We start from the raw sequence: 20,805 nt of genomic DNA, 5'->3' as shown, positions 1-20,805 counted from the left end.
CGCGTGTGAGCCCCGGCCCGGGGCGCTAGGATGCACTCCATGACACTGATTGCGCCCCGCGTGACGGCCGGGCTCCCGGCCGAGGATGCACAAAAGTTGCGGTACGCACTCAGCGGCAGCAGCGACATCACAGTATTCGTCGACGGCACCGTGCACCGGGTGCCGCCCGCGGCCAGGGACGCCGTCGTGGACCTGCTGGGCCGCTTCAGCCGGGGCGAGTCGGTCACGGTCAGCAGTGTTGAGGAAATGCTGACCACCTCGAAGGCCGCGGAGCTGGCGGGCATCTCCCACACCTACCTGCGCAACATGACGGACCGCGGCGAGATTCCGGTGGAGTACCGCGGAACGCACCGGCGGATCCGGCTCGCCGACATCATGGCGTGGCTCGAGACGCAGAAGAAGAACACGGCGGCGGAAAAGGCGGCCGAGCCGGCCGGCGGCGGCTCCGCCGGGGATAACAACAACGGCCGCGCGGATGGTTCGTGACGGCGTGATAAGGATCAAACAACGATCCCGGCCCGGCGCAGAAACGCGGCGGAGGCCGGGGTTACGCTTGAATTGTGGGTAAGTTCAGAGGGTGGCACATCCTGGCCGGTATCGCCGCCATGGTGCTCACCGGCATCCTCGGAACCGTGATGGGGCTGAACAACACGGCGGCCTTTATGGCCAGCTGCGTCGCGTTCGTCGCCGTTGCCCTGTGGACCGACAGCCGGATATCTCGCCGCAGGCGGGAAGCACAGCGGGAGGCTCAGCGGGAGGCAGCGCGGGAAGCACCGCGGGAGCCAGCGCACGAGCCGGTGCAGGATCCCGCCCTCCGGGACGACCACTAGGCGCCCGAAACGTCAGATCCGCGGCCGCTCGGCCCAGCGCCTGGCCTTGAGCGCCGCGTGCAGTTCCAGCCGGACCATTCCCTTAAGCGGGTCGACGCCGAGCACCTGCCGGATCCGGCCCAGCCGGTTGTAGACGCTGCTCCGGTGCAGGTGCAGCTTGGCAGCCACCTCCTGGACCGAGCTGTCGTTGTCGTAAAAGAGCTCCAGCACGGGCAGCAGCTCCCCGTTGCGGTCGTGGTCCTCGAGCATCCTGAAATACACCGATCCCGCGTCCGCCCAGGCCCCGGCGCCGCCGCCGGCCGAGGCCAGCAGCTGGTACAGGCCGGTGGCCCGGCAGTCCACCAGCTCGCCGAGCTGGGGGTCCACCGCCGCGGCCTGCGCCGCCTGGCGGGACTGGCGGTAGGCCTCGGCGAGTTCGCGCGGCCGGGAGAAACCCTCCGAGGTGCCAAGGATGATCCGGCGGACCGGGCGGCCGGCGCGTTTGGCCAGTTCCAGCTGGTAGTGGACCAGGACCTGGGCGTGGGCCGCACGGCCGGAGGACTCCTTGAAAAGGACGACAGCGTGCGTCTCGGTCCCGGCGCTGAAGAGAGCGGCGTCCACCCCGATGGTGGCCTGCAGCGCGGCGGAACGGTGGATCAGGGTGGAGGCGATCGGGTCCGAGCCCTCGGCCCAGCCGTCGGCGTCGAGGACGGTCACCAGCTGCCACGGCCCGCGGCCCTGGACTTCCTTCCAGCCCGCGACGGCGGCGACGGCGTTCACCTCGCCCCGGCACGCGGCCAGGAATTCCTGTTCACGCCGTCGGCGGAACTCGGATTCGGCCGTATTGGAGTCCAGCAGCAGGGCGGAGAGCTGCTCGAGCTCGGGTGCCACCTCCGGGAGCCGGGCCAGGACGGCGCCGGCGGTGGGTTCCTCGGCGTCGAGCTGGACCCAGAGGTACCCCACCCGGAAGCCGCGGACCAGCAGCGGGACGCACACCCGTCCCAGCATGCCGAGTTCCTCGTTGGCCGGCACCACCACCGGCCGCACCGCCGTCGCGATGCCGTGGGAGAGTTGCCAGGCGCTGACGTCCACCGCAACGCGTTTGCTGAGCAGGAAATTGACCCGGACCCGGTCCGCCTGGGACTGGTTGGAGCTGTAGGCGAGCAGGACGCCGTCGAGGTCCTCGAGCGAGAGCCCGCGCCCGAGCCGCTGCGCGACGCTCTCCACAAGCTGCTCAACGTCCTGTTGCTGCATGCTGCCACCTTACTGCCCCGCCGGGCCCGTCCACGAGCGGCGCGGCGACGGACAGCAGGCGACACCTGACGCTCCGGGAGTCGACAACTGTCGAGCCGGTGTTTTGCAGAACCGCGGAATGACGGGGGCGGTGCATCGGACGGCGCCGGAGGCACTGTCGCCTGCCTCACAGCCGGTCCTATTCTGGAATCACGACTTCCCCGCACATCCCGGCCCACAAAGCCGCCACCATTGGAGCCCACAAATGATCATCGGTGTCCCCAAAGAGATCAAGAACAACGAATTCCGCGTGGCCATCACGGCCGCCGGCGTGCACGAATTCCGCCACCACGGCCACACCGTGCTCGTGGAGCGCGGCGCAGGCCTGGGCTCCGGCATCACGGATGAGGAGTACGCCATTGCCGGCGCCGAAATCGTCGCCGAGGCCGACGACGTGTGGTCTCGCGCGGACATGGTCATGAAGGTCAAGGAGCCGGTCAAGGCCGAATACCACCGCTTCCGCAAGGGCCTGATCCTCTTCACCTACCTGCACCTGGCCGCCGAGCCGGAACTGACCCAGGAACTCATCAACTCCGGCGTCACCGCGATCGCCTACGAAACCGTGCAGGAAGGCCGCGCGCTGCCGCTGCTGGCCCCGATGTCCGAGGTTGCCGGCCGCCTGTCCGTGCAGGTCGGCGCCACCTCGCTGATGGCTCCGGCCGGCGGCAAGGGTGTGCTGCTTGGTGGCGTCCCGGGTGTCCGCCCGGCCAAGGTGGTTGTCCTGGGCGCCGGCGTGGCCGGGACCAACGCCGCCGCGATGGCCCTGGGCCTCGGCGCGGACGTCACCATCCTGGACATCAACATCAACCGCCTGCGCGAACTGGACGCCCAGTACCAGGGCCGCCTGAAGACCGTGGCTTCCAACGCCTACGAGATCGAGAAGTCCGTCGTCGACGCCGACCTCGTGATCGGTTCCGTGCTGATCCCCGGCGCCAAGGCCCCGAAGCTCGTCACCAACGAGCTCGTGTCCCGGATGAAGCCCGGTTCCGTGCTGGTGGACATCGCGGTGGACCAGGGCGGCTGCTTCGAGGACACCCACCCCACCACGCACCAGGAACCGACGTACAAGGTCCACAACACGATCTTCTACTGCGTGGCCAACATGCCCGGCGCTGTGCCGAACACGTCCACCTACGCGCTGACCAACGTCACGCTGCGCTACGCCGTCTCGCTGGCGAACCTGGGTGTCAAGGCCGCGTTCGAGCGCGACGCCTCCCTTGCCGCCGGCCTCAACATCGCCGGCGGCAAGGTGGCGCACCGTTCGGTCTCCGAGGCGCACAACCTGCCCCTCGTCGCCGACTGGCACGAGCTCGTCTCCGCGTAAGTTCCACAACACATCGACTGCTCCGTTACTGCCCTTTTGGAGCTTCAAAAGGGCAGTTTCGGAGCAGTCGATGGTTTTTTAAGCCAGCTCCCGCGCCTGCTCGATCAGTTTCAGGACCTCGACGGCGGCCGCAGGATCAACCGGGAGCGGAAGCGGGGAACTGGCCCCGCCGTCGATAATCTTGTCCGCAAGGATCCGGTAGAACTCCGGGTAGGCGCCGCGTTCGGTGGGCAGCCGGCCCAGGTGGCCGTCGCGGCCCAGCATTCCGGCCCAGTCGCGGTCCTCCACGCCGTAGTCTGCGTCGAGCGGGCTCCCGCCCGCGGCGAGAAAGGGCTCCTGCGGGTCGACGCCGTGCTTGGTGAAGCCGCCGCCGCTGCCCAGCACGCGGTAGCGCGGGCCCGGCTGCGCGCAGAGCAGGTTCATCGCGAGGTGGCTGGTGGTCCCGGAGTCGTGCCGCAAGGCCACAAAAACGTCGTCGTCCGCCCGTTCCCCGGGCCGGCGGGCGGCCAATTCGGTGTGGATCACGGTGGCGGGACCAAAGAGCTGCACGGCCTGGTCCAGCAGGTGCGTGCCGAGGTCGGACAGCACCCCGCCGCCGTCGTCCGCCGTGGCGGCGGCTTTCCAGGCCTTCGTAACCTCCGGGGACCAGCGCTCAAAGCGCGATTCGAAGCGCGTGACGGTCCCCAGGAGGCCGCGCTGCAGTAGGCCGCGGACGGTCAGGAAGTCTCCGTCCCAGCGCCGGTTCTGGAACACGGTGAGCACCCGGCCGAGCCGCGCGGCGAGGTTGGTGAGTTCGGCGCCCTCGGCGCTGCGCACCGTGAAGGGCTTGTCGACGACGATGTCGAGGCCGGCTTCCAGCGCCGCCTTGGCGAGCGGATAGTGGGTGGCCGGCGGGGTCCCGAGGATGAGCAGGTCCAGCTCACCGGCGCGGGCGAGGAGATCGGCCGGGGTGTCCACAACGGTGGCCCCGGGGTGCCGGGCGGCAGCGACGGCCTGCCGGCCGGCGTCGGAGGTGGCAATGGCGTCCAGCGAGTAGGCGGCGTTGGCCGCGATCAGCGGGGCGTGGAAGACGCTGCCGGACAGGCCGAAGCCCGCGATGGCCGTGCGGATGGGCACGGCCGGGATGGAGGCGGCGCGGACGGGGGCTGCGGAGTCGGCTGGCATGGTTCCACGCTACTCCGCCCCGCCCAACGCTCCCTCAGCCCTGACAACAAATCGGGCGACGCTCCCCCACTTGGTGAGGGAGCGCCGCCCGAAAAGCCGCTATAGCTGAGGGAGCGTCAGAAGGGAGGAAGGACTTACTTCTTTTCCCAGCCGATGGTGGTCCAGTCCGGAACCTGGGACAGGCTCTTGAACAGGGACGGGCCGTAGTTGGCCAGGCCGGTGCGGACGAAGGAGATCTGCGGACCGTTCATCACAACTCCCATGGAGAAGTACTTCTCCATGTGCTTCTTCTCAACGTCCATGGCCGCCTTGTTGCGCTCGGCGTTGTCCGGGATCGTGGAGAGCTTCTGGATCGCAGCGTCGAGTTCGGCGTCGCCGAGCTTGTTGGCGTTGGTCTTGGAATCGTAGAACTGCTTGACGGCGTCGGTTGCGTCCGAGCCCACGGTGTAGCCGGAGACGCTCAGGAAGAAGTCGCGGCTGCCCACAACCTTGCCGAAGTCGGCGGAAGCGCGCTGGTCGATGCCGACGTCCATGCCGGCCGCCTTGAGCTGGTTCTGCAGGGTCTGCGCGAAGGCCAGCGTGGTGGGGTCGTCACCGAAGTTGCTGATCTTGAAGGCGGCGGGAACGCCGTCCTTTTCCATGATGCCTGCGGCGTTGGCCTTGTAGCCGGCGTCGGTCAGGACCTTCTTGGCTGCGTCGGCGCCTGATTCCTTGACCGGGTAGTTGTCCTGGTAGTACTTGGAGAACGGGAGCAGCATCATCGAGCCGGAGCTCTCTTCTTCCCAGTTCAGGCCGTTGAAGCGGACCTTGCGCAGCGCCTGGCGGTCGACGGCGGTGAAGATCGCCTTGCGGATGGCGACGTCGGTCAACGGGGCCTTCTGCGCGTTGAGGTTCAGGCCACCGGCGAACAGGCGCTGGCCACGGCGGATCTCGGAGTTCTTGGTGCCGTCGAGCTGCTTGTACGGGGTGATGGTGTTCGCGGAAACGCCGTCGATTTCACCGTTCTTGAAGGCGGCGATTGCGGCGCTGCTCTCAAGCTGGCGGAAGACGACCTTTTCCAGGACCGGCTTGTTACCCCACCACTTGTCGTTCTGGGCGAGGGTGACCGTCTTGGCGGCGCTGTCGTACTTGTCGACCTTGAACGGGCCGGCCATCCACTCCGGGTGCATTTCGCCGGTGAAGCCGTCGTTGAAGATCGCCGGGGTGTTCACGGCCGGGTGCACAAAGCCGGTGAAGAGGGAGTCCAGCGGGTAGACCGGCTGGGTGGTGGTGACGATGACTTCCTTGGCGCTGGAGCCGGCCTTGACGGAGTCAACGAACTCGTACGCGCCGGAGCTGACGATGTCGATGTCCTTGTTGGTGCCCTTGAGCATGTTCCAGGTGTTTTCGAAGGTTTTGACGTCGATCGGCGTGCCGTCGTTGTAGGTGGCCTTCGGGTTCACCTTGATGGTGATGGTCTGCTTGCCGTCCTTGACCTCGCTCTTGACGTCTTCGCAGAAATCCTTGTTCGGCGAGGCGGTGCCGTCGAAGTCGAAGTTCCAGCAGCCCCAGGTGCCGGCCTGGTCGATCGGGCGGTGCAGGGCGGTGTTGTCCGCGCTGTTGCCGTTGTTGGAGAACCCGTTGAAGTCTGGGCCGAGGTTGCCCAGCGGCAGGGTGACGGTGCCGCCCGGCTGCAGGTCCTTGGCGTCCTTGGCGTTGATGCTGACGAGCTTGGCCAGGTCGCTGCCGGCCTCCTGGCCCTTGGCGGCCTCGGGCCCCTTTGCCGCGCCGCCGCCACCGCCGCAAGCGGTGAGCGCAAGCGCTGCCACGACGGCGGTAACGCCGCCGATCTTGGTCAGATTCTTCATGTGTTCCCCTTATTTCCTTTTTTGGTGCGAGTTGATGCGGGTGAGTAAATCAGGTGGTTTCGTGGACAACGAGCATGTCCGCGTCCAGTTCGCCGTCCGGGTAGAAACAGGCGAATTGCTGGTCTGTGGGGGCCGCGGGGGCAGCCGGGGAAGGTGCCTTGACTGTTTCCAGCGCGGGCTCCAGGGTCAGGCACTTCTCCTGCTTCGCCGCCGGCAGGGCTGCGAAGACCGGGCAGCGCGTGGCGAAGTTGCAGCCCTTGGGCGCTTCCAGCGGCGAGGGCAGGTCACCCTGGAGGATGATGCGTTCGCGGGTGCGTTCCAGGACGGGGTCCGGGACCGGGATCGCGGAGAGCAGGGCCCGGGTGTACGGGTGGCGGGGATTGTCGAAGACACTGTTGACGTCGCCGATCTCAACGATCTTGCCGAGGTACATCACGGCCACCCGGTTGGAAATGTGCCGCACCACGGAGAGGTCGTGGGCCACCATCAGGTAGCTGAGCCCAAGTTCCGCGCGGAGCGAATCCAGCAGGTTGATCACGCCGGCCTGGACGGAGACGTCGAGGGCGGAGACCGGCTCGTCGAGCACCACCAGCTTGGGGTTCACGGCGAGGGCCCGGGCAATGCCGATGCGCTGCCGCTGGCCGCCGGAGAACTGATTCGGGAACCGGTTGACGTGGTCCGGCTGGAGACCCACCAGTTCCATCAGCTCCATGATCCGCTTCCGGATCTGGGGTTTGGCCATGCCGGCGTTCTCGAGCGGCTCGGAGAGCACTTCGAAGACGGTGAACCGCGGGTCAAGGGCGCCGGTGGGGTCCTGGAACACCATCTGCAGTTCCTTGCGCATGGCGCTTTTGGTCTTCGCGTCGGAGGCCTGCTTGTTGCTGAGGCCGCCGATGACAACCTCGCCGTCCTGGTCCTTATGGAACTCCATGATTTCCAGCAGGGTGGTGGTTTTGCCGCAGCCGGATTCGCCGACGATCGAGAAGCACTCGCCCTCGCGGATGTCGAAGCTCAGCCCGTCCACCGCCTTGACGGTGCCGATCCGGCGTTTGATCAGGGCGCCCTTGAGCAGCGGGAAGTGTTTCTTGACCCCCCGGAGTTCCAGCACGCTGGGGCGGTCGGCGCGGGGGATCGCATCAAAACGCGACACCGGCACCGCGGGGGCCTTGAACACCTCGCGGGCGTCCACGTCCTCCCCCAGCGAGTCGGTCTTGATGCAGGCGGCCCGGTGCGTCGAGTCGCCGGCATTCCCGCCGGAGACCGGCCACAACTCCGGCTCGCCCTGCAGGCAGGCCTCGCTCACCAGCGGGCAGCGCGGGGCGAAGGAGCAGCCGGTGGGGGTGTGGATGAGGTTCGGCGGGATTCCCTCGATCGGCACGAGGGAGGTCTTTTCGGCCACGTCGACGCGCGGCACCGCGCCGAGCAGGCCGATCGTGTAGGGCATCCGCGGGTTGTAGTAGATGTCGTCGACGCTGCCGGTCTCCACCGGCTTCCCGGCGTACATCACCATGATGTCGTCGGCCATGCCGGCCACTACGCCCAGGTCGTGGGTGATCATTACGACGGCGGCGCCGGTTTCCTCCTGCGCGGTGTGCAGCACTTCGAGGACCTGCGCCTGGATGGTGACATCCAGCGCCGTCGTCGGCTCGTCCGCGATCAGCACGCGCGGGTTGTTGGCGATGGCGATGGCGATCATCACGCGCTGGCGCATGCCGCCGGAGAATTCGTGCGGGAAGGCCTTGAGCCGGTCCTTCGGGCTGGGGATGCCGACCATGCCGAGCAGTTCGACGGCGCGCGCTTCCTTGGCCTGCTTGCTCATGGTGGGGTTGTGGACCGTGAGCGCCTCGATGATCTGGGTGCCGACCGTGTAGACCGGGGTCAGCGAGGACAGCGGGTCCTGGAAGACCATGGCGATATCGTTGCCGCGGAACTGGCACATGGCCTTGTCGCTGAGCCCCAGCAGTTCCTTGCCCTGGAGCCGGACCGAGCCGGTGATCTCCGCCGTCGGGGGCAGCAGGCCCATGATGGCCATCGAGGTGACGGACTTTCCGGAGCCCGACTCACCCACGATGCCCAGCGTCTTGCCGGCGCGGAGGTCGAAGTCGATGCCGCGGACCGCGTGCACCACCCCGTTCTCCGTGTTGAACCGGACGTTCAGGTCGCGGACGGACAGCACGGCATCCGCCGGGGTGTGCAGCCCGGCGATGTGCAGGCGCTCGGCGGTGGAGAGGTCGGCGGATCCGCTGGCGGTCATTTCGTGGCTCATACCGTCTTCTTTTTCTTCTTGGCGCTGCCTACGGAGCTGGAGCTGGGATCGAACGCGTCACGCAGGCCGTCGTTCATCATGGCGAGTGAACCGGTCAGCAGGAACATCACGGTCAGCGGGACCCAGAACATCCACGGGAAGGTGGAGACCTGGGAAGTGGCCTGGCCGATCAGCACACCCAGGCTGACGTCCGGGACCTTGATGCCGATGCCGATGAAGGAGAACGCCACCTCGGCAAGGATGGCGCCGGTGACGCCGCGGGTGATGTCCAGCACCAGCAGCGAGCCGATGTTCGGGACAAGGTGGCGCCAGACGATGCGCCGCGGCTGGATCCCCATGTACTGGGCCGCCTTGACGAAGTCCCGCGTCATGAGGGACATCGAGAGCGAGCGGATGAGGCGGGCGGTGCCCATCCAGCTGAAGACCAGCAGGACGATGATCAGCAGGAGCCAGCTGGGCAGCGTCTGCTGCAGCCCGTTGCCCCCGCCGCTCGTGGCCACGGCCACCACCAGCAGGGCCGGCATCATGATCAGGGCTTCGAGGATGAACAGCATGACCTTGTCCACCTTCCCGCCGAAGTAGGCCATGGTGCAGCCGTAGACAGCGGCGATCAGGACCGAGACGAGGCCGACGACGAGGCCGATCAGGATGGAGATCCGGGTCCCCTCCACGGTCAGGGCGTAGAGGTCGATCCCGGCCTGGGAGGTGCCGAGCAGATGCTCGGACGACGGCGGCATGCCGATGTTGAACGGGTCGATCGTCTCCTTGTCCCAGCTGGTGAAGAAGCCGCCCACAAAGGAAAAGAGTGCCAGGGCGAGGAAGATCACCAGGCCGGCGACGGCTGTCTTATTGCGCAGGAAACGGCGCAGGATGATCGAGGACTTGGCAATGACGACGTCGTTGTTCTCGATTTTTGCTTCGTCGGCGACTGCGGCGGGGTCGATGGCATTGAGGTTGGTCATGGTTACTGCACCCGCACTCTCGGGTCGACCAGCGTGGTGGCGAAGTCCGCGAGGATCGCACCGACCGCGAAGATTACGGAGCCGTAGGCGAGGGTCGCCGTCGCGGCGTTGACGTCCTGCAGGGCGATCGCGTCGATGCTCCAGGAGCCGACGCCGTGCCAGGCGAAGATCTTCTCCGCGAAGAAACCGCCGGCGAAGATCGCCGGGATGGTGAAGGCGATGCTTTGCGCGACCGGGATGAAGGACACCCGCAGGGCGTGCCGGGTGATGGCCTGGTTGCGGGTCAGGCCCTTGGCGCGGGCGGTGCGGACAAAGTCGGCGTTGACGTTGTCCAGCAGGTATTGGCGCTGCGCAATCTGGTAGGTCCCCCAGCCCACGATGGTGATGGCGAAGGTCGGCACCGCGTAGTGGGCCAGCATGTCGATGAACTGCGCCCAGCCGTTGCCCTCCATCCCGGGGGTGGAGATGCCGGTGACGAAGAAGATGCGTTCGCCGACCGTCTCGTTGATGTTGATGGCACCGAGCTGCACCAGGAAGTAGGCGATCGGCGCGGGCACGATGTGGACCAGGTAGCTGTAGGACGTGATGACCCGGTCCGAGGCCTTGTACTGCCGGGCCGCGGTGTAGACGCCCAGGGCGACGCCGATGATCAGGGTCAGGATGATGGAGGCGAGGAACAGCCGGGTGGAGATCCAGACACGGTCACCGAATTCGGCGTTGATGAACGCGCCGTTGGGGCTGCGTCCCCAGTCCCAGCGGGTGACGATCGCCGTGAGCCAGTCGACGTAACGTTCCCACGGGCTGAGCTCAGGGTCGAGGCCCTTGAGCCGGAAGGAATTGACCACCTGCTCGGGGGTGGGCCGCGGAATCCGCTCCTGCTCCAGCAGCGCGGGCTGCAGAGTGTTCACGGCCAGGAAGTACCCTGCCGTGGTGGTCAGGAAGATCATAAAGACGTACGTGAGGGCACGTTTGGCGAGATATCGGAGCATGGGACGACTAGTTCTGGATCGCCGGTGTCTTTAAGGTGCCCGCCGGTGCCGGGGCGGGCTGTTCCGCCGCGCCGGGCGCAGGAGTCTTGACGAGATTCACAGCATGGATCCTTCCGTTGTCCCCCCCCATATGGCAGAGGGGTTTCCGCTGCCGATCCGGGATCACGGCCAGCGGGTGCCTGGCCCCCCGCAGGCCTTTCGGCGAGTCCTTGTGGACTATGTTGCGGGTCACATTCCAGAGGAAACTATCACAAAGGATTCGCGGGCTACCGCGCGAAAGGGAACGAAACGGGATACCCACTACCAGATCGTTATGAATAACTCATTTGAATAGATTTGACTTGGCAGCCGGAGATCCGATCGGTTAGCCTACGCGCCTTTGACCACGCGGGTGGCCAGCTCCCGCCAGGACTCTACCAGCCGGGCCGGCGCCACCCCATGGACCCGGACCGAATGCAGGATGCGCTCCGGCTCGAGTGTCACGCTCAGGGCACCGGCCATCAGCCAGGGGTCGGCGGTCACCCCTGCCTGGCGCAAGAGCAGCTCCAGGTGGCGGTGCCAGAGGACGGCGGCGGGCACGTCAAAGCGGTTGTAGGCGGACACGTCCGCGGCGCGGGCGAGCTCGCCGTATTCCAGCACCCAGCCGATGCGTTCGGCGCCGAAGGCCACCAGCCGCTCGAGGGCCGGGGCGCCGGGGCCCAGGGGCGGCGGGCCGAACATAAACCTGCCCTGGAACTTGGCCTCGGCGTCACTGAGCAGGGTCATCATCAGCCCCGCCCGGCTGCCGAACCTGCGGAACACGGTCCCCTTGCCGACCCCCGCCCGCTGGGCGAGGGTGGCCATGGTGAGGCCGTCCGCCCCGCACTCCTCGATGAGTTCGCGGGCGGCCCGGAGCAGCAGCTCACGGTTGCGGGCGGCATCCCGGCGCTCCGACTCGGCCGCGCGCGGCGACGACTGGCCGCCCGGGGCGTCGGGCGGGCCCGCGTGCGCGCCGGGGCGGATTGGGATCAAGCTCACAGCGCCCATTGTAGCGCCGGGGAATAATAAACGGACCGCAGTCCGTTTAGATGGATGAAGGCCCCCAAGGCCTCCGCGATCATCCAGCCGCCGGAACCTCCGCGGCGCGATACAAGGAGTTCACATGAGCACCAACACCGTTCTCACCCTGGTCGGCAGCCTGCGCGCCGGCTCCACCAACGCCCAGCTCGCCGAGGCGATCCAGCTCCACGCCCCCGAGCAGGTGGATGTCGTTATCCACGACAGCCTCGGCAACATCCCGTTCTACAACGAGGACATCGACGTCGAGGGCCAGGTTCCCGCCGCCGCAGCCGCCCTGCGTGCCGCCGCCAACGATGCAGACACCCTGCTGCTGGTCACCCCGGAGTACAACGGCACCGTGCCCGCGCCGCTGAAGAACGCCATCGACTGGCTGTCCCGCCCGTTCGGCGCCGGCGCCCTCAGCGGCAAGCCCACCGCCGTCGTCGGCACCGCCTTCGGCCAGTATGGCGGCGTCTGGGCCCAGGACGAGGCCCGCAAGGCCGTCGGCATCGCCGGCGCTCAGGTCCTGGAGGACGTGAAGCTCGCCGTTCCCGGCTCCATGGTCCGCTTCGCGGAGATCCACCCGAAGGACGACGCCGAGGTCGTGGAGCAGATCAAGGGCGTCTTCGCCGCCCTTGAAGAGGCCCGCGGCACCGAAGCGGCGTAGTCCGCACCGCACACCAGTCACCCCCGGCGGTCCCATCGCCGGGGGTGTCCTGTATCCGGAGGCCTACAGGCCGCTTTGTGAACAAAAGTTTTCCCACTGACAACGCGGCCCTGTATCCTAGGACTGTGAGCCACGAAACACTTGATGCCGCCGCAGAGCTTCTCCCGGCCGAGGCAATTGACGCAATCGAACGCGCGGCTACGTCCGCCCACCGCCACGAGAGGCTTTTCTCGGAGCGCGCAGCAAACATCAAGCAATCCGCCGTCCGGGACGTCTTTGACATTTCCCTGCGCCCCGGCCTCGTGTCGCTGGCCGGCGGCAGCCCCTACTTGCAGTCACTCCCCCTTGAGCGCCTCGGCCAGTCCGCCGCGAAGATTATCGCCGAACAGGGCCTCACCGCCCTGCAGTACGGCGGCGGGCAGGGTACCGAGGAGCTGCGCACGCAGATCTGCGAGGTGATGGCGGCCGAGGGCATCCTCGACGCGAAGCCCGAAAACATCGTCATCACCGCCGGCTCCCAGTCCGCCCAGGACGTGGCCACCAAGGTCTTCTGCGACCCGGGCGACGTGGTGCTGGTCGAGGATCCCACCTACGTCGGGGCGCTGAACACCTTCGAGGCGTACCAGGTGGATGTCGGCACCGTGCCGATGGACGAGGACGGCATCGTTCCGGACCTCCTGGAGGCCAAGATCGCCGCCCTGCAGACCGCGGGCAAAAACATCAAGTTCCTCTACACCATCCCGAGCTTCAACAACCCGTCCGGCATCACGCTGGCCGCCGAGCGCCGCCAGCAGATCGTGGATATATGCCGCAATGCGAATATTCTCATTCTGGAGGACAACCCCTACGGGCTGTTGCGCTTTGACGGCGAGCCGCTGACCCCGTTGCGGGCCGGCAACCCGGACGACGTGATCTACATGGGTTCCTTCTCCAAGATCTTCGCCCCGGGCTTGCGGATCGGCTGGGCCCTGGTCCCGGCGCACCTGCAGCGCCGCTACTACCTGGCCTCGGAGGCCGTCACCCTGTGCCCGCCGACCCTCAACCAGATGCTGGTCTCCGCGTACCTGCGGGACTACGACTGGCGCGGGCAGATCGCCACCTACCGCGGGCTCTACCAGGAGCGCTGCGAGGCGATGCTCGCCGCCCTGGAAAAGTACATGCCGGAGGGGCTGAGCTGGACGCGGCCGGAGGGCGGTTTCTTCGTCTGGGTGACCCTGCCCGAGGGCGTCGACACCTATCCGCTGCTGCAGAAGGCCATCGACGCCGGCGTCGTCTTTATTCCGGGGGCGGCCTTCACCCCCTCGGATGAGCCGTCCAACAAACTGCGGCTGGCGTACAGCGCGGTCCCTCCCGACGCCATCGAAGAAGGTGTCCGGCGTCTGGCGCCGGTGCTGGGGGAAGCCGTCGCGGCGTTGTAGCCTGAAGCATTGCTGTGGCCCGAACCGTGCCTGACCCTAGTTTCGCTTGATCAGAGGAGTCCCCATGACCGGAATCATCGTTGTCGGCGTCGACGGCAGTGAAACTGCCCTGAAGGCAGCCCACACCGCCCGGGACCTGGCGGCCTCCCTGGGTGCCACGCTGCACGTGGTAAGCGCCTTCGACAGCGACCGCACCGAAGTGTTCAGCAGCGGCAGCGACCGGTGGATCGTTTCCGACGCCGACGACGCCGAGAAGGTCGCCAAGTCGGTCGCGGAGAGCCTGCGCACGGCGGAGATCAACGTCACCTACGCCGCCGCCCGGGGCAAGCCGGCGGAGGCCCTGATCCAGGAGGCGGAGCGTTCCGGCGCGCAAATGATCGTGGTCGGAAACCGCCGGATGCGCGGCCTCGGCCGGGTGCTGGGGAGCGTTGCGAACAGTGTGGCCCACAACGCCCCCTGCGACGTTTACATCGCCAAGACCGACACCGCCGACTAGGGCTTAGGCGGAGCGCGGGCTAGGCCTGCGGCGCCGGCTGTGCAGTCTTCAGCATCCGGCGCAGGATCTTTCCGGAGGAGGACTTCGGCACGGCGTCGATGAACTCGACGCGCCGGACCTTCTTGAACGGCGCCACCCTGGCGGCCACAAAGTCCTGCACGGCTCCCTCGTCCAGCGCCTCGCCGTCGGGGCCCGGCTGGCGCACAACGAACGCCATCGGCACCTCCTGGCCGTCGGCGTCGGCCGTTCCGATCACGGCGGCATCCGCGATGCCGGGGTGGGTCAGCAGCAGCGCTTCGAGCTCGGCCGGCGCAATCTGGTAGCCCTTGTACTTGATCAGTTCCTTGAGCCGGTCCACCACCGTCACAACGCCGTCGGCCCGCACCGTGGCGATGTCGCCGGTGTGCAGGAACCCGTCCGCGTCCAGCGTGTCCGCCGTTTCCTCGGGCCGGTTCAGGTAGCCCAGCATCACGTTCGGTCCGCGGCAGAGCAGGTGTCCCGGGGCGCTGGTTCCCTCGGTGGGGACCTCGATCTCCTCCCCCGTGGCGGGGTCGAGCAGCTTGCATTCCATGTTGGGCACCGTGTAGCCGACCGAGCTGACCGGCACGTCCGTTGCGTCGACCGGAATCAGGTGGGACACGGGGCTCATCTCGGTCATGCCGTAGCCCTGCAGCACCCGGCAGCCGAGCCGCTCGGCCAGCCGCGCGCCGAGCTCGCCGTCCAGCGGCGCCGCGCCGGAGAGCGTGGTGTGGACGGAGCTGACGTCGTAGTCCGCCACCATCGGGTGCTTGGACAGCGCCACGGCCACCGGCGGGGCGATGAAGAGGTAGCTGCATTTGTGGTCCTGGATCATCCGCAGGAATTCCGCGAGGTCGAACCTGGGGATAGTCACCAGGCGGGCCCGCTCCCGCAGGGCCAGGTTCAGCAGCACGGTCAGTCCGTAGATGTGGAAGAACGGCAGCAGGGCCAGCAACCGGTCCTCCGGAGTGACCTTGAGCAGCCCGCGCGACTGTTCCACGTTCGCCACCAGGTTCCGGTGGCTGAGCATCACGCCCTTGGGTCGGCCGGTGGTGCCGGAGGAGTAGGGCAGCACGGCGATGTGGGTGGCCGGATCGAAGCTGACGTCCGGGGCCGGGGCGCCGGCGGTGAGCAAATCTGTCAGCGAGGGGTGGCCCTCGGCGCCGTCGAGCACCACCAGCCGCTCCGCCCCGATTCCGACGCGGTCGGCGGCCTCGCGGGCGGCGGGCAGCAGGGCGGACACCGTGAACAGCCAGGTCGCTCCGGCGTCGGTGAGCTGCTTTTCGATCTCGTCCGCCGTGTACAGCGAGTTGATGGGGGTGACGGTGGCTCCGGCGCGGAGCAGGCCGTGGAAGACCACGGTGAACGCCGGGATGTTCGGGCACAGGATGGCGGCGACCCCGTGGACGCCGAGGCCCTGGGCGGCGACGGCGCCGGCGAGGGCGTTGATCCGGTCGCGCAGCTCGCGGTAGCTCGTTTCCGCGCCGCTGGTGCCGTCGACCACGGCGACCCGGTCCAGGTCCTGCTCCGCCAGAGCACCGAAGAGGTACTCGTAGAGGCTGACGTCGGGGATATCTACAGCGGGGAACGGGCTCGAGAACACGCAAAATCTCCTTTGATCGGCGTCCGCCGGCTCGGCGGCGGCTGGTGCCACTCTAGTGCCGCTGCGCGGGCCGGGGACAGGAATCCCAAAGATTTGACCGGTGTCACCAGCCCCCGTGGGCAGTCTCACGCCGGTTTTGCCGGCCGGGGGCAGCGGCGCGGCGGTAAAATTGGAGGTGCCCCCGACGGTGCGGACAGTTCTATCCGCCCCCTTCTCACGGGAGACACCATGCCCGCTCTTCAGCGCCGCCAGCTCGTTGGCCACGACATCCTGCTGGCCCGGCACGGAAACCACATCAGCACCATGCGGGTGGACCGCGCGGGCGGCCGGGTGGTGGCCTACCTCGATGACGGATCGGTGGACAGCGCCCCGAACCTGATCTCCCCCGCCCTGCGGATGCCCGACACGGTCCGGAGCGTCCTGCGCGAGGACTGGAAGTTCCTCGGCACCGTCACGGCCGCCAGTTTCGGCCTGGCCGGCGTGCTGTTTGCCGCCGCCGCGGCCGCCGCGGGCTGGGGCAGCGCGCCGGGCATGGCGGAACTGCTCTCGGCCTACCCCGGGAGCTAGCGAGCGTTCAAGCCTAGTTAGAGGGACTTTGGTGCCGGGAACGGCGTGAAAGATTCGGACCCCGCGAACCACCCCGAGTCGTTGGCATCACACCGGTCTCCTTCAACGCGGCGTCCCATCGTGTGGAACGCCCCGCCGAAGGAGACGAGCGGTTCCCGCTCCGTGATGTCCATGGCGATGACCTCACCGACGACGATGATGTGGTCGCCGCCGTCGTAAATGTTCCATGGCCGGCACACCAGGGTGGCGGCGTTCCCGGCCAGCTCAGGGACGTCGCCGTCCAACGTCCATTTCGGTTCCGTGTCAGCGACGCTGCCGGCAAAGTGCCGGGCAGCATCAATTTGTTCGAGGGAGAGGATGTTTACGGCGAACGGGGCACCCTCCAGGTAGCCTGCCGCGCGCGAGGCCCGGGTCAGCGTGACTTGCGCCAGCGGCGGGTCGAGGGACACGGCTGCGAAGGCGGTGACGGTTGCCCCGTGCGGAATGCCATCGGATGTGCGGGTGGTAACCACAGTGACACCGGTGGCGAAACTGCCGAATACCTGGCACAGTTCCCGGTTTTCGATGCCTCCCATGACGTCTCGCGTCATCGTCGTCTCCTTCCTGCTGTGTGTTCGGACCGGGCAGAGTTATCCGAGGTCTCCTCCGCCCACCGGCAGGACAACCCCCGTGATGTAACTGGCGTCGTCAGAGGCCATGAACAAGATCGGGTCGGCTTGCTCGTCGAGCGTGCCGTACCGCTTGAACAAAGTGCTTTCGGTGGTCTGGTCGACGATCTGCTGATACCACATCGCTTCTTGTTCCGACTGCTCGTTGGGATTCCGGGGTATCTTTCGCGGCGGGGCCGCTGTGCCGCCGGGTGCCGTCGCCACTACGCGGATCCCGTGTGAGGCAGCTTCGAACGCCAGCGAGGCGGTCAGCGCGTTGACCCCGCCCTTTGCCGCCGCGTACGGCACGCGGTTGATGCTGCGCGTGGCGATCGAGGAGACGTTCACGATGACCCCGGCCGCCCGCTCGACCATATGCGGCAGCACGGCACGGCAGCACCACAGCGTCGGGAACAGGGAGCGCCGCACTTCGGCCTCGATTTCGTCCTCCTGATAGTGCTCGTAGGGCTTGGCCCAGATCGTGCCGCCAACATTGTTGATCAGGATGTCAATCCGCCCAAACTCCGCCAGCGCGTAGGCCATCAGGTCAGCGGCGCCCGCATATGTTTCCAGATTGCAAAGGAAATACCGGACGGGAACTCCACCGGCAGCCAGCTCGGCACACACCTCCGTGACCAGCTCCGACCGGTCCGCCAGGACCACGCTGCCGCCCTCGGCGGCAATCTTCCGTGCGACGACGGCGCCAATCCCTTGGGCGGCCCCTGTCACTACGACAACCTTGTTGGTAAAACGCATTCCTGTGTGTCCTTGCTTGTCAGTTGTAGCCGATTCATGGCTGGCAGGCGCCCGCCCCGCGGGTCTTGATACCGCGGCGGCGGGCCCTGCCTGTCTGTCTCCTGCCGCGCTAGCTGACGGCTTCACGTTCCAGTGGCGTCGCCGTCGGTGCAGGATCGGCCTCGACAGCCTTGCTCCGCACCAGGAGAGTGGCCAGTCCGGCGAGGACCAGCGGAACAGCGAGAGCCATGAAGTATCCGGAGACGCCCAGTCCCGTAAGGATGACCCCGCCAAGGGCGGAGCCCACGATGGAACCAAGACGGCCAATGCCGATTCCCCAGCCCGTAGCTGTGGCACGAAGTTGAGTGGGGTAGGCGTTGGCGATCAGGTAATTCAGGGCCAACTGCTGGCCGCCAATGCCGAAGCCGGCGAGCCCGATCAACACGAACACCAGCGCAAAATTGGAGCCGGCCAATCCGAGCCCGATCGCGATGACGATCCCCGCGCCAAACATGACCAGCAGCAGCTTCCTTGGGTTCACCTTGGGCAGGATTATGGACAGCGGGATGGCAAAGAGGATGAACGCGCCGTTGACGGTCACGGTCCCCATGGCGGCCTGGGAGCCTGCCAGCCCCAACATCTTGAGTGCGGTGGGCATCCACAGCAGCAGCAGGAACCACGCGATCCAGTTGAGCAGGTAGGTGGCAAAGACTGCGATGGTAACCATCCGGTACCTGATTGAGAAGAGTGCCGCGATGGAACTGCGTTCCTCGGCTTTGTCATTTGTCGTCAGCAAGGCGTCCGGGCTGACCGGGCGGCCGGAGACCGACGCCATGATCCGACGCGCCGCTGCGTCGGCTGCGGGCGTGCCCTTGGCTGCCAGGAAAACGGGCGACTCGGAGAGCATCCTCAGGCAGATCAAGACCATGGCCAAGGGCAGCACGCCTCCGGCCAGGAATATTCCGCGCCAGCCCAAGACGGGGAGCCAGGCCGCCGCCACAAGGCCGCCGAGCAGCGCACCGCCAGGCAGGCCCAGGAGCACCAATGTCATGAACGTCCCGCGTCGGGATTTGGGGCTGTACTCTGCCGTCAAAGCCAGCAGGGCGGGCGTGGCGCCGCCCATGCCCAGGCCAATGAGGAAGCGCAGAATGACAATCTGTTCCAGCGATTGAGCGAAGGCACCAGCAAGGGAAAACACGCCAAAAAGTGCCAGGGCGAGCAGGATGGTTTTCTTACGACCGATCCGGTCGCCGAACGTACCGAGCGACATGGCGCCCACGCACATGCCAACGGTGCTGGCCGTGATTACCCACGTCATGTCCGTGGCCTGCAAACCAAAGTCTTCGGCTATTGCCGGACCGATGAAGGCAATGGACTGCGTGTCGAATCCGTCCAGCAATGCGATCACGAAACAGAGGACGACGATGGACCATCGTTTGAATCCCATGGGCGTGTTGTCGATAACGTCCTGGACGTTATAGGCGGTTTTTGTCACCGGTAACTCGCTTTCGTGTGAATGTTCTGATCCGGTTGATCTGGGATCCGCGCGGCTGCGGCCACTGCATTTTGGGCAGGGGGCAGCACGGCGGTGTTGGGAGTGAAATTTTGGAGCGATCCCCCGGGGCAGGAAGACTCCGGCCCCGGGGGTGGCGAAGGCGCCTAGTCCTGGGGGTCGAGCACGAAGTTGTACGTGACTTCGCGGCCCTTGCCGTCAGCCCGCTCGGTGGGCGCGAGGACGAGTTCAGGCTTCACGGCCGAGGCGATATCGTCGGCAACGTGCTCGTCGCCTTCGAAGTAGAGCTGGGTGGTGATGAGCTGGTGCCCGGGGGCGGAGACCTTCAGGTGCAGGTGGGCGGGCCGCCACGCGTGCCAACCGGCCGCGGCGATGAGCGCGCCGCAGGCGCCGTCGGTGGGGATCTGGTACGGAGCGGGCTGCATGGTGTTGATCTGGAAGTTGCCCTGGGCGTCGGCGGTGATGGAGCCGCGGAGGTTCCATTCCGGCAGACCGGGAGCGAATTGGGAGTAGAAGCCAAGGTCATCGGCGTGCCAGAGTTCAATCAGTGCCCCGGCGAGCGGTTCCCCCGCGACGTTCGTGACCTGGCCCTGGAACAGCAACGGGGTACCGGGCTCGTCGTCGCGCATTGGCAGAGTTGCGGGGCTACTGAGCGAGGGGGCGTTCGGGACGTAGTACGGTCCCTCGATGGTGCCCTTGGAGCCGTGGCGGTTGGCGTTGGCGACCTCCTCGACGGAGTGCTCCACCCAGACGTCCAGGAACAGCGGCCATTCGCCGTCCTCGCCAACCTGGATGAGCCAGGCCTTGAAGGCGTTGTATTCGTCGTACGTGACCTTCTCGTCGAGGACAATATCGTTGACAGCCTTGACCAGCCGGCCGGCAAGGGCGCTGACGCGCTCCTGGCTGGTGCTGGCTGCGATGTGCTTGTTCTCGCGGAAGCGGGCGGTTGCCCCCGCGCCGGAGGAGGCTGCTGTGGCTTCGGTTTCGGTTGTCATGATGACTCCTTTGTCAAAGAACTGAGGGGTAGAGCGGATGTCGATGGTCGCCGGACGGCGCGCAGTGCGGTGCATCACATGCGGTGTCATTTCCACGGTAGGCCCGGAATTGATCGAGGGGAAATACCTATTTCGCTTTCATTGAAAGCTTGCGGATATGAATCCGGGGGTGCCTATTCGATGGCGGACGGATGCTTGGCGAGAGGCGTCACCTTGATGTCCATGAACGGGAAGAGCGGCAGTCCGGAGAGCAGGGTGTGCAACTCGTCGTTGTCCGCGACGTCGAACACCGAGTAATTGGAGTACTCGCCCACGACCCGCCACAAATGAGCCCAGCGTCCGTCTCGCTGAAGCCGCTGGGAGTACTCCCGCTCCTCCGCCTTGATGGCGTCGGCGCGCTCCTTGGGCATGTCCAGGGGGATGTTGACGTCCATGCGGACCAGGTACAGCATGT

The 20,805-nt window shown here is 66.8% G+C and carries 20 protein-coding genes; 7 read left to right on the top strand and 13 right to left on the bottom strand.

All coding sequences use genetic code 11. The features are described 5' to 3' along the window. The first annotated feature begins 39 nt into the window (after window positions 1-39). Together E7Y32_RS05970 and E7Y32_RS05965 are read left to right on the top strand one after the other, a co-directional pair. Window positions 40-486: a helix-turn-helix domain-containing protein gene (locus tag E7Y32_RS05970; RefSeq protein WP_146336322.1), complete on the top strand. Its 447-nt coding sequence runs from the start codon at window positions 40-42 to the stop codon at window positions 484-486. A 74-nt stretch (window positions 487-560) separates the two neighbouring features. After that, window positions 561-830, top strand: a complete 270-nt coding sequence (locus E7Y32_RS05965; protein WP_146336321.1) for a hypothetical protein — start codon at window positions 561-563, stop codon at window positions 828-830. A 12-nt stretch (window positions 831-842) separates the two neighbouring features. Here the strand turns inward: E7Y32_RS05965 and E7Y32_RS05960 are convergent, their stop codons facing one another. Next, window positions 843-2,063 (bottom strand): CdaR family transcriptional regulator, encoded by a 1,221-nt coding sequence (locus tag E7Y32_RS05960; RefSeq protein ID WP_146336320.1) that lies wholly within the window; start codon window positions 2,061-2,063, stop codon window positions 843-845. A gap of 244 nt (window positions 2,064-2,307) precedes the next feature. Here E7Y32_RS05960 and ald point away from each other — a divergent pair, with 244 nt between their 5' ends. Then, a complete protein-coding gene (gene ald, locus E7Y32_RS05955) occupies window positions 2,308-3,426 on the top strand; it encodes an alanine dehydrogenase (RefSeq protein WP_146336319.1) in 1,119 nt (372 codons plus the stop codon). A 78-nt stretch (window positions 3,427-3,504) separates the two neighbouring features. Here ald and E7Y32_RS05950 read toward each other — a convergent pair whose 3' ends face one another. The 6 genes from E7Y32_RS05950 to E7Y32_RS05925 form a co-directional block, all read right to left on the bottom strand. Further along, window positions 3,505-4,590 carry a Gfo/Idh/MocA family oxidoreductase gene (locus E7Y32_RS05950; RefSeq protein ID WP_146336318.1) on the bottom strand — a complete coding sequence of 362 codons (1,086 nt, stop codon included), beginning with the start codon at window positions 4,588-4,590 and terminating at the stop codon, window positions 3,505-3,507. 134 nt (window positions 4,591-4,724) lie between these two features. Beyond that, window positions 4,725-6,437, bottom strand: coding sequence for an ABC transporter family substrate-binding protein (locus tag E7Y32_RS05945; protein ID WP_146336317.1), 1,713 nt, complete (start codon window positions 6,435-6,437; stop codon window positions 4,725-4,727). Window positions 6,438-6,486: 49 nt separating this feature from the next. Next, on the bottom strand, window positions 6,487-8,703 hold the full coding sequence (locus tag E7Y32_RS05940) for an ABC transporter ATP-binding protein (protein WP_146336316.1): 2,217 nt from the start codon (window positions 8,701-8,703) through the stop codon (window positions 6,487-6,489). After that, the gene (locus tag E7Y32_RS05935) at window positions 8,700-9,665 is read right to left on the bottom strand and encodes an ABC transporter permease (RefSeq protein ID WP_146336315.1); all 966 of its coding nucleotides are present in this window, start codon (window positions 9,663-9,665) and stop codon (window positions 8,700-8,702) included. The genes E7Y32_RS05940 and E7Y32_RS05935 overlap by 4 nt, the downstream gene beginning before the upstream one ends. A gap of 2 nt (window positions 9,666-9,667) precedes the next feature. Continuing rightward, the gene (locus E7Y32_RS05930) at window positions 9,668-10,654 is read right to left on the bottom strand and encodes an ABC transporter permease (RefSeq protein ID WP_146336314.1); all 987 of its coding nucleotides are present in this window, start codon (window positions 10,652-10,654) and stop codon (window positions 9,668-9,670) included. 369 nt (window positions 10,655-11,023) lie between these two features. Further along, complete coding sequence (locus E7Y32_RS05925; RefSeq protein ID WP_395940441.1) at window positions 11,024-11,671, bottom strand: TetR/AcrR family transcriptional regulator; 648 nt, start codon at window positions 11,669-11,671, stop codon at window positions 11,024-11,026. 124 nt (window positions 11,672-11,795) lie between these two features. Here E7Y32_RS05925 and E7Y32_RS05920 point away from each other — a divergent pair, with 124 nt between their 5' ends. From E7Y32_RS05920 to E7Y32_RS05910, 3 genes are all read left to right on the top strand, one after another. After that, a complete protein-coding gene (locus tag E7Y32_RS05920) occupies window positions 11,796-12,359 on the top strand; it encodes an NAD(P)H-dependent oxidoreductase (protein ID WP_146336312.1) in 564 nt (187 codons plus the stop codon). A gap of 125 nt (window positions 12,360-12,484) precedes the next feature. Beyond that, on the top strand, window positions 12,485-13,777 hold the full coding sequence (locus E7Y32_RS05915; protein WP_146336311.1) for a PLP-dependent aminotransferase family protein: 1,293 nt from the start codon (window positions 12,485-12,487) through the stop codon (window positions 13,775-13,777). Between the two features lie 64 nt (window positions 13,778-13,841). After that, the gene (locus E7Y32_RS05910) at window positions 13,842-14,273 is read left to right on the top strand and encodes a universal stress protein (RefSeq protein WP_146336310.1); all 432 of its coding nucleotides are present in this window, start codon (window positions 13,842-13,844) and stop codon (window positions 14,271-14,273) included. A gap of 19 nt (window positions 14,274-14,292) precedes the next feature. Here E7Y32_RS05910 and E7Y32_RS05905 read toward each other — a convergent pair whose 3' ends face one another. Next, window positions 14,293-15,894, bottom strand: a complete 1,602-nt coding sequence (locus E7Y32_RS05905; protein WP_146336309.1) for an AMP-binding protein — start codon at window positions 15,892-15,894, stop codon at window positions 14,293-14,295. Between the two features lie 228 nt (window positions 15,895-16,122). On the opposite strand from E7Y32_RS05905, the gene E7Y32_RS05900 reads away from it, so the two are divergent. Continuing rightward, on the top strand, window positions 16,123-16,461 hold the full coding sequence (locus E7Y32_RS05900; protein ID WP_146336308.1) for a hypothetical protein: 339 nt from the start codon (window positions 16,123-16,125) through the stop codon (window positions 16,459-16,461). 17 nt (window positions 16,462-16,478) lie between these two features. Here E7Y32_RS05900 and E7Y32_RS05895 read toward each other — a convergent pair whose 3' ends face one another. From E7Y32_RS05895 to catC, 5 genes are all read right to left on the bottom strand, one after another. Next, a complete protein-coding gene (locus tag E7Y32_RS05895) occupies window positions 16,479-17,051 on the bottom strand; it encodes a flavin reductase family protein (RefSeq protein WP_146336307.1) in 573 nt (190 codons plus the stop codon). 39 nt (window positions 17,052-17,090) lie between these two features. Beyond that, entirely contained in the window at window positions 17,091-17,864 is a 774-nt protein-coding gene (locus tag E7Y32_RS05890; RefSeq protein WP_146336306.1) for a 1,6-dihydroxycyclohexa-2,4-diene-1-carboxylate dehydrogenase, read from the bottom strand. Window positions 17,865-17,973: 109 nt separating this feature from the next. Continuing rightward, window positions 17,974-19,338, bottom strand: a complete 1,365-nt coding sequence (locus tag E7Y32_RS05885; protein ID WP_222433457.1) for an MFS transporter — start codon at window positions 19,336-19,338, stop codon at window positions 17,974-17,976. 164 nt (window positions 19,339-19,502) lie between these two features. Continuing rightward, complete coding sequence (gene catA, locus E7Y32_RS05880; RefSeq protein ID WP_146336305.1) at window positions 19,503-20,351, bottom strand: catechol 1,2-dioxygenase; 849 nt, start codon at window positions 20,349-20,351, stop codon at window positions 19,503-19,505. 173 nt (window positions 20,352-20,524) lie between these two features. Then, window positions 20,525-20,803 (bottom strand): muconolactone Delta-isomerase, encoded by a 279-nt coding sequence (gene catC / locus E7Y32_RS05875; protein WP_146336304.1) that lies wholly within the window; start codon window positions 20,801-20,803, stop codon window positions 20,525-20,527. Window positions 20,804-20,805: the final 2 nt, after the last annotated feature.

Source organism: Arthrobacter sp. UKPF54-2, from assembly GCF_007858535.1.
In the GTDB taxonomy this organism is placed as follows: Bacteria; Actinomycetota; Actinomycetes; order Actinomycetales; family Micrococcaceae; genus Arthrobacter.
This window is presented reverse-complemented; position numbering and strand designations above follow the sequence as displayed.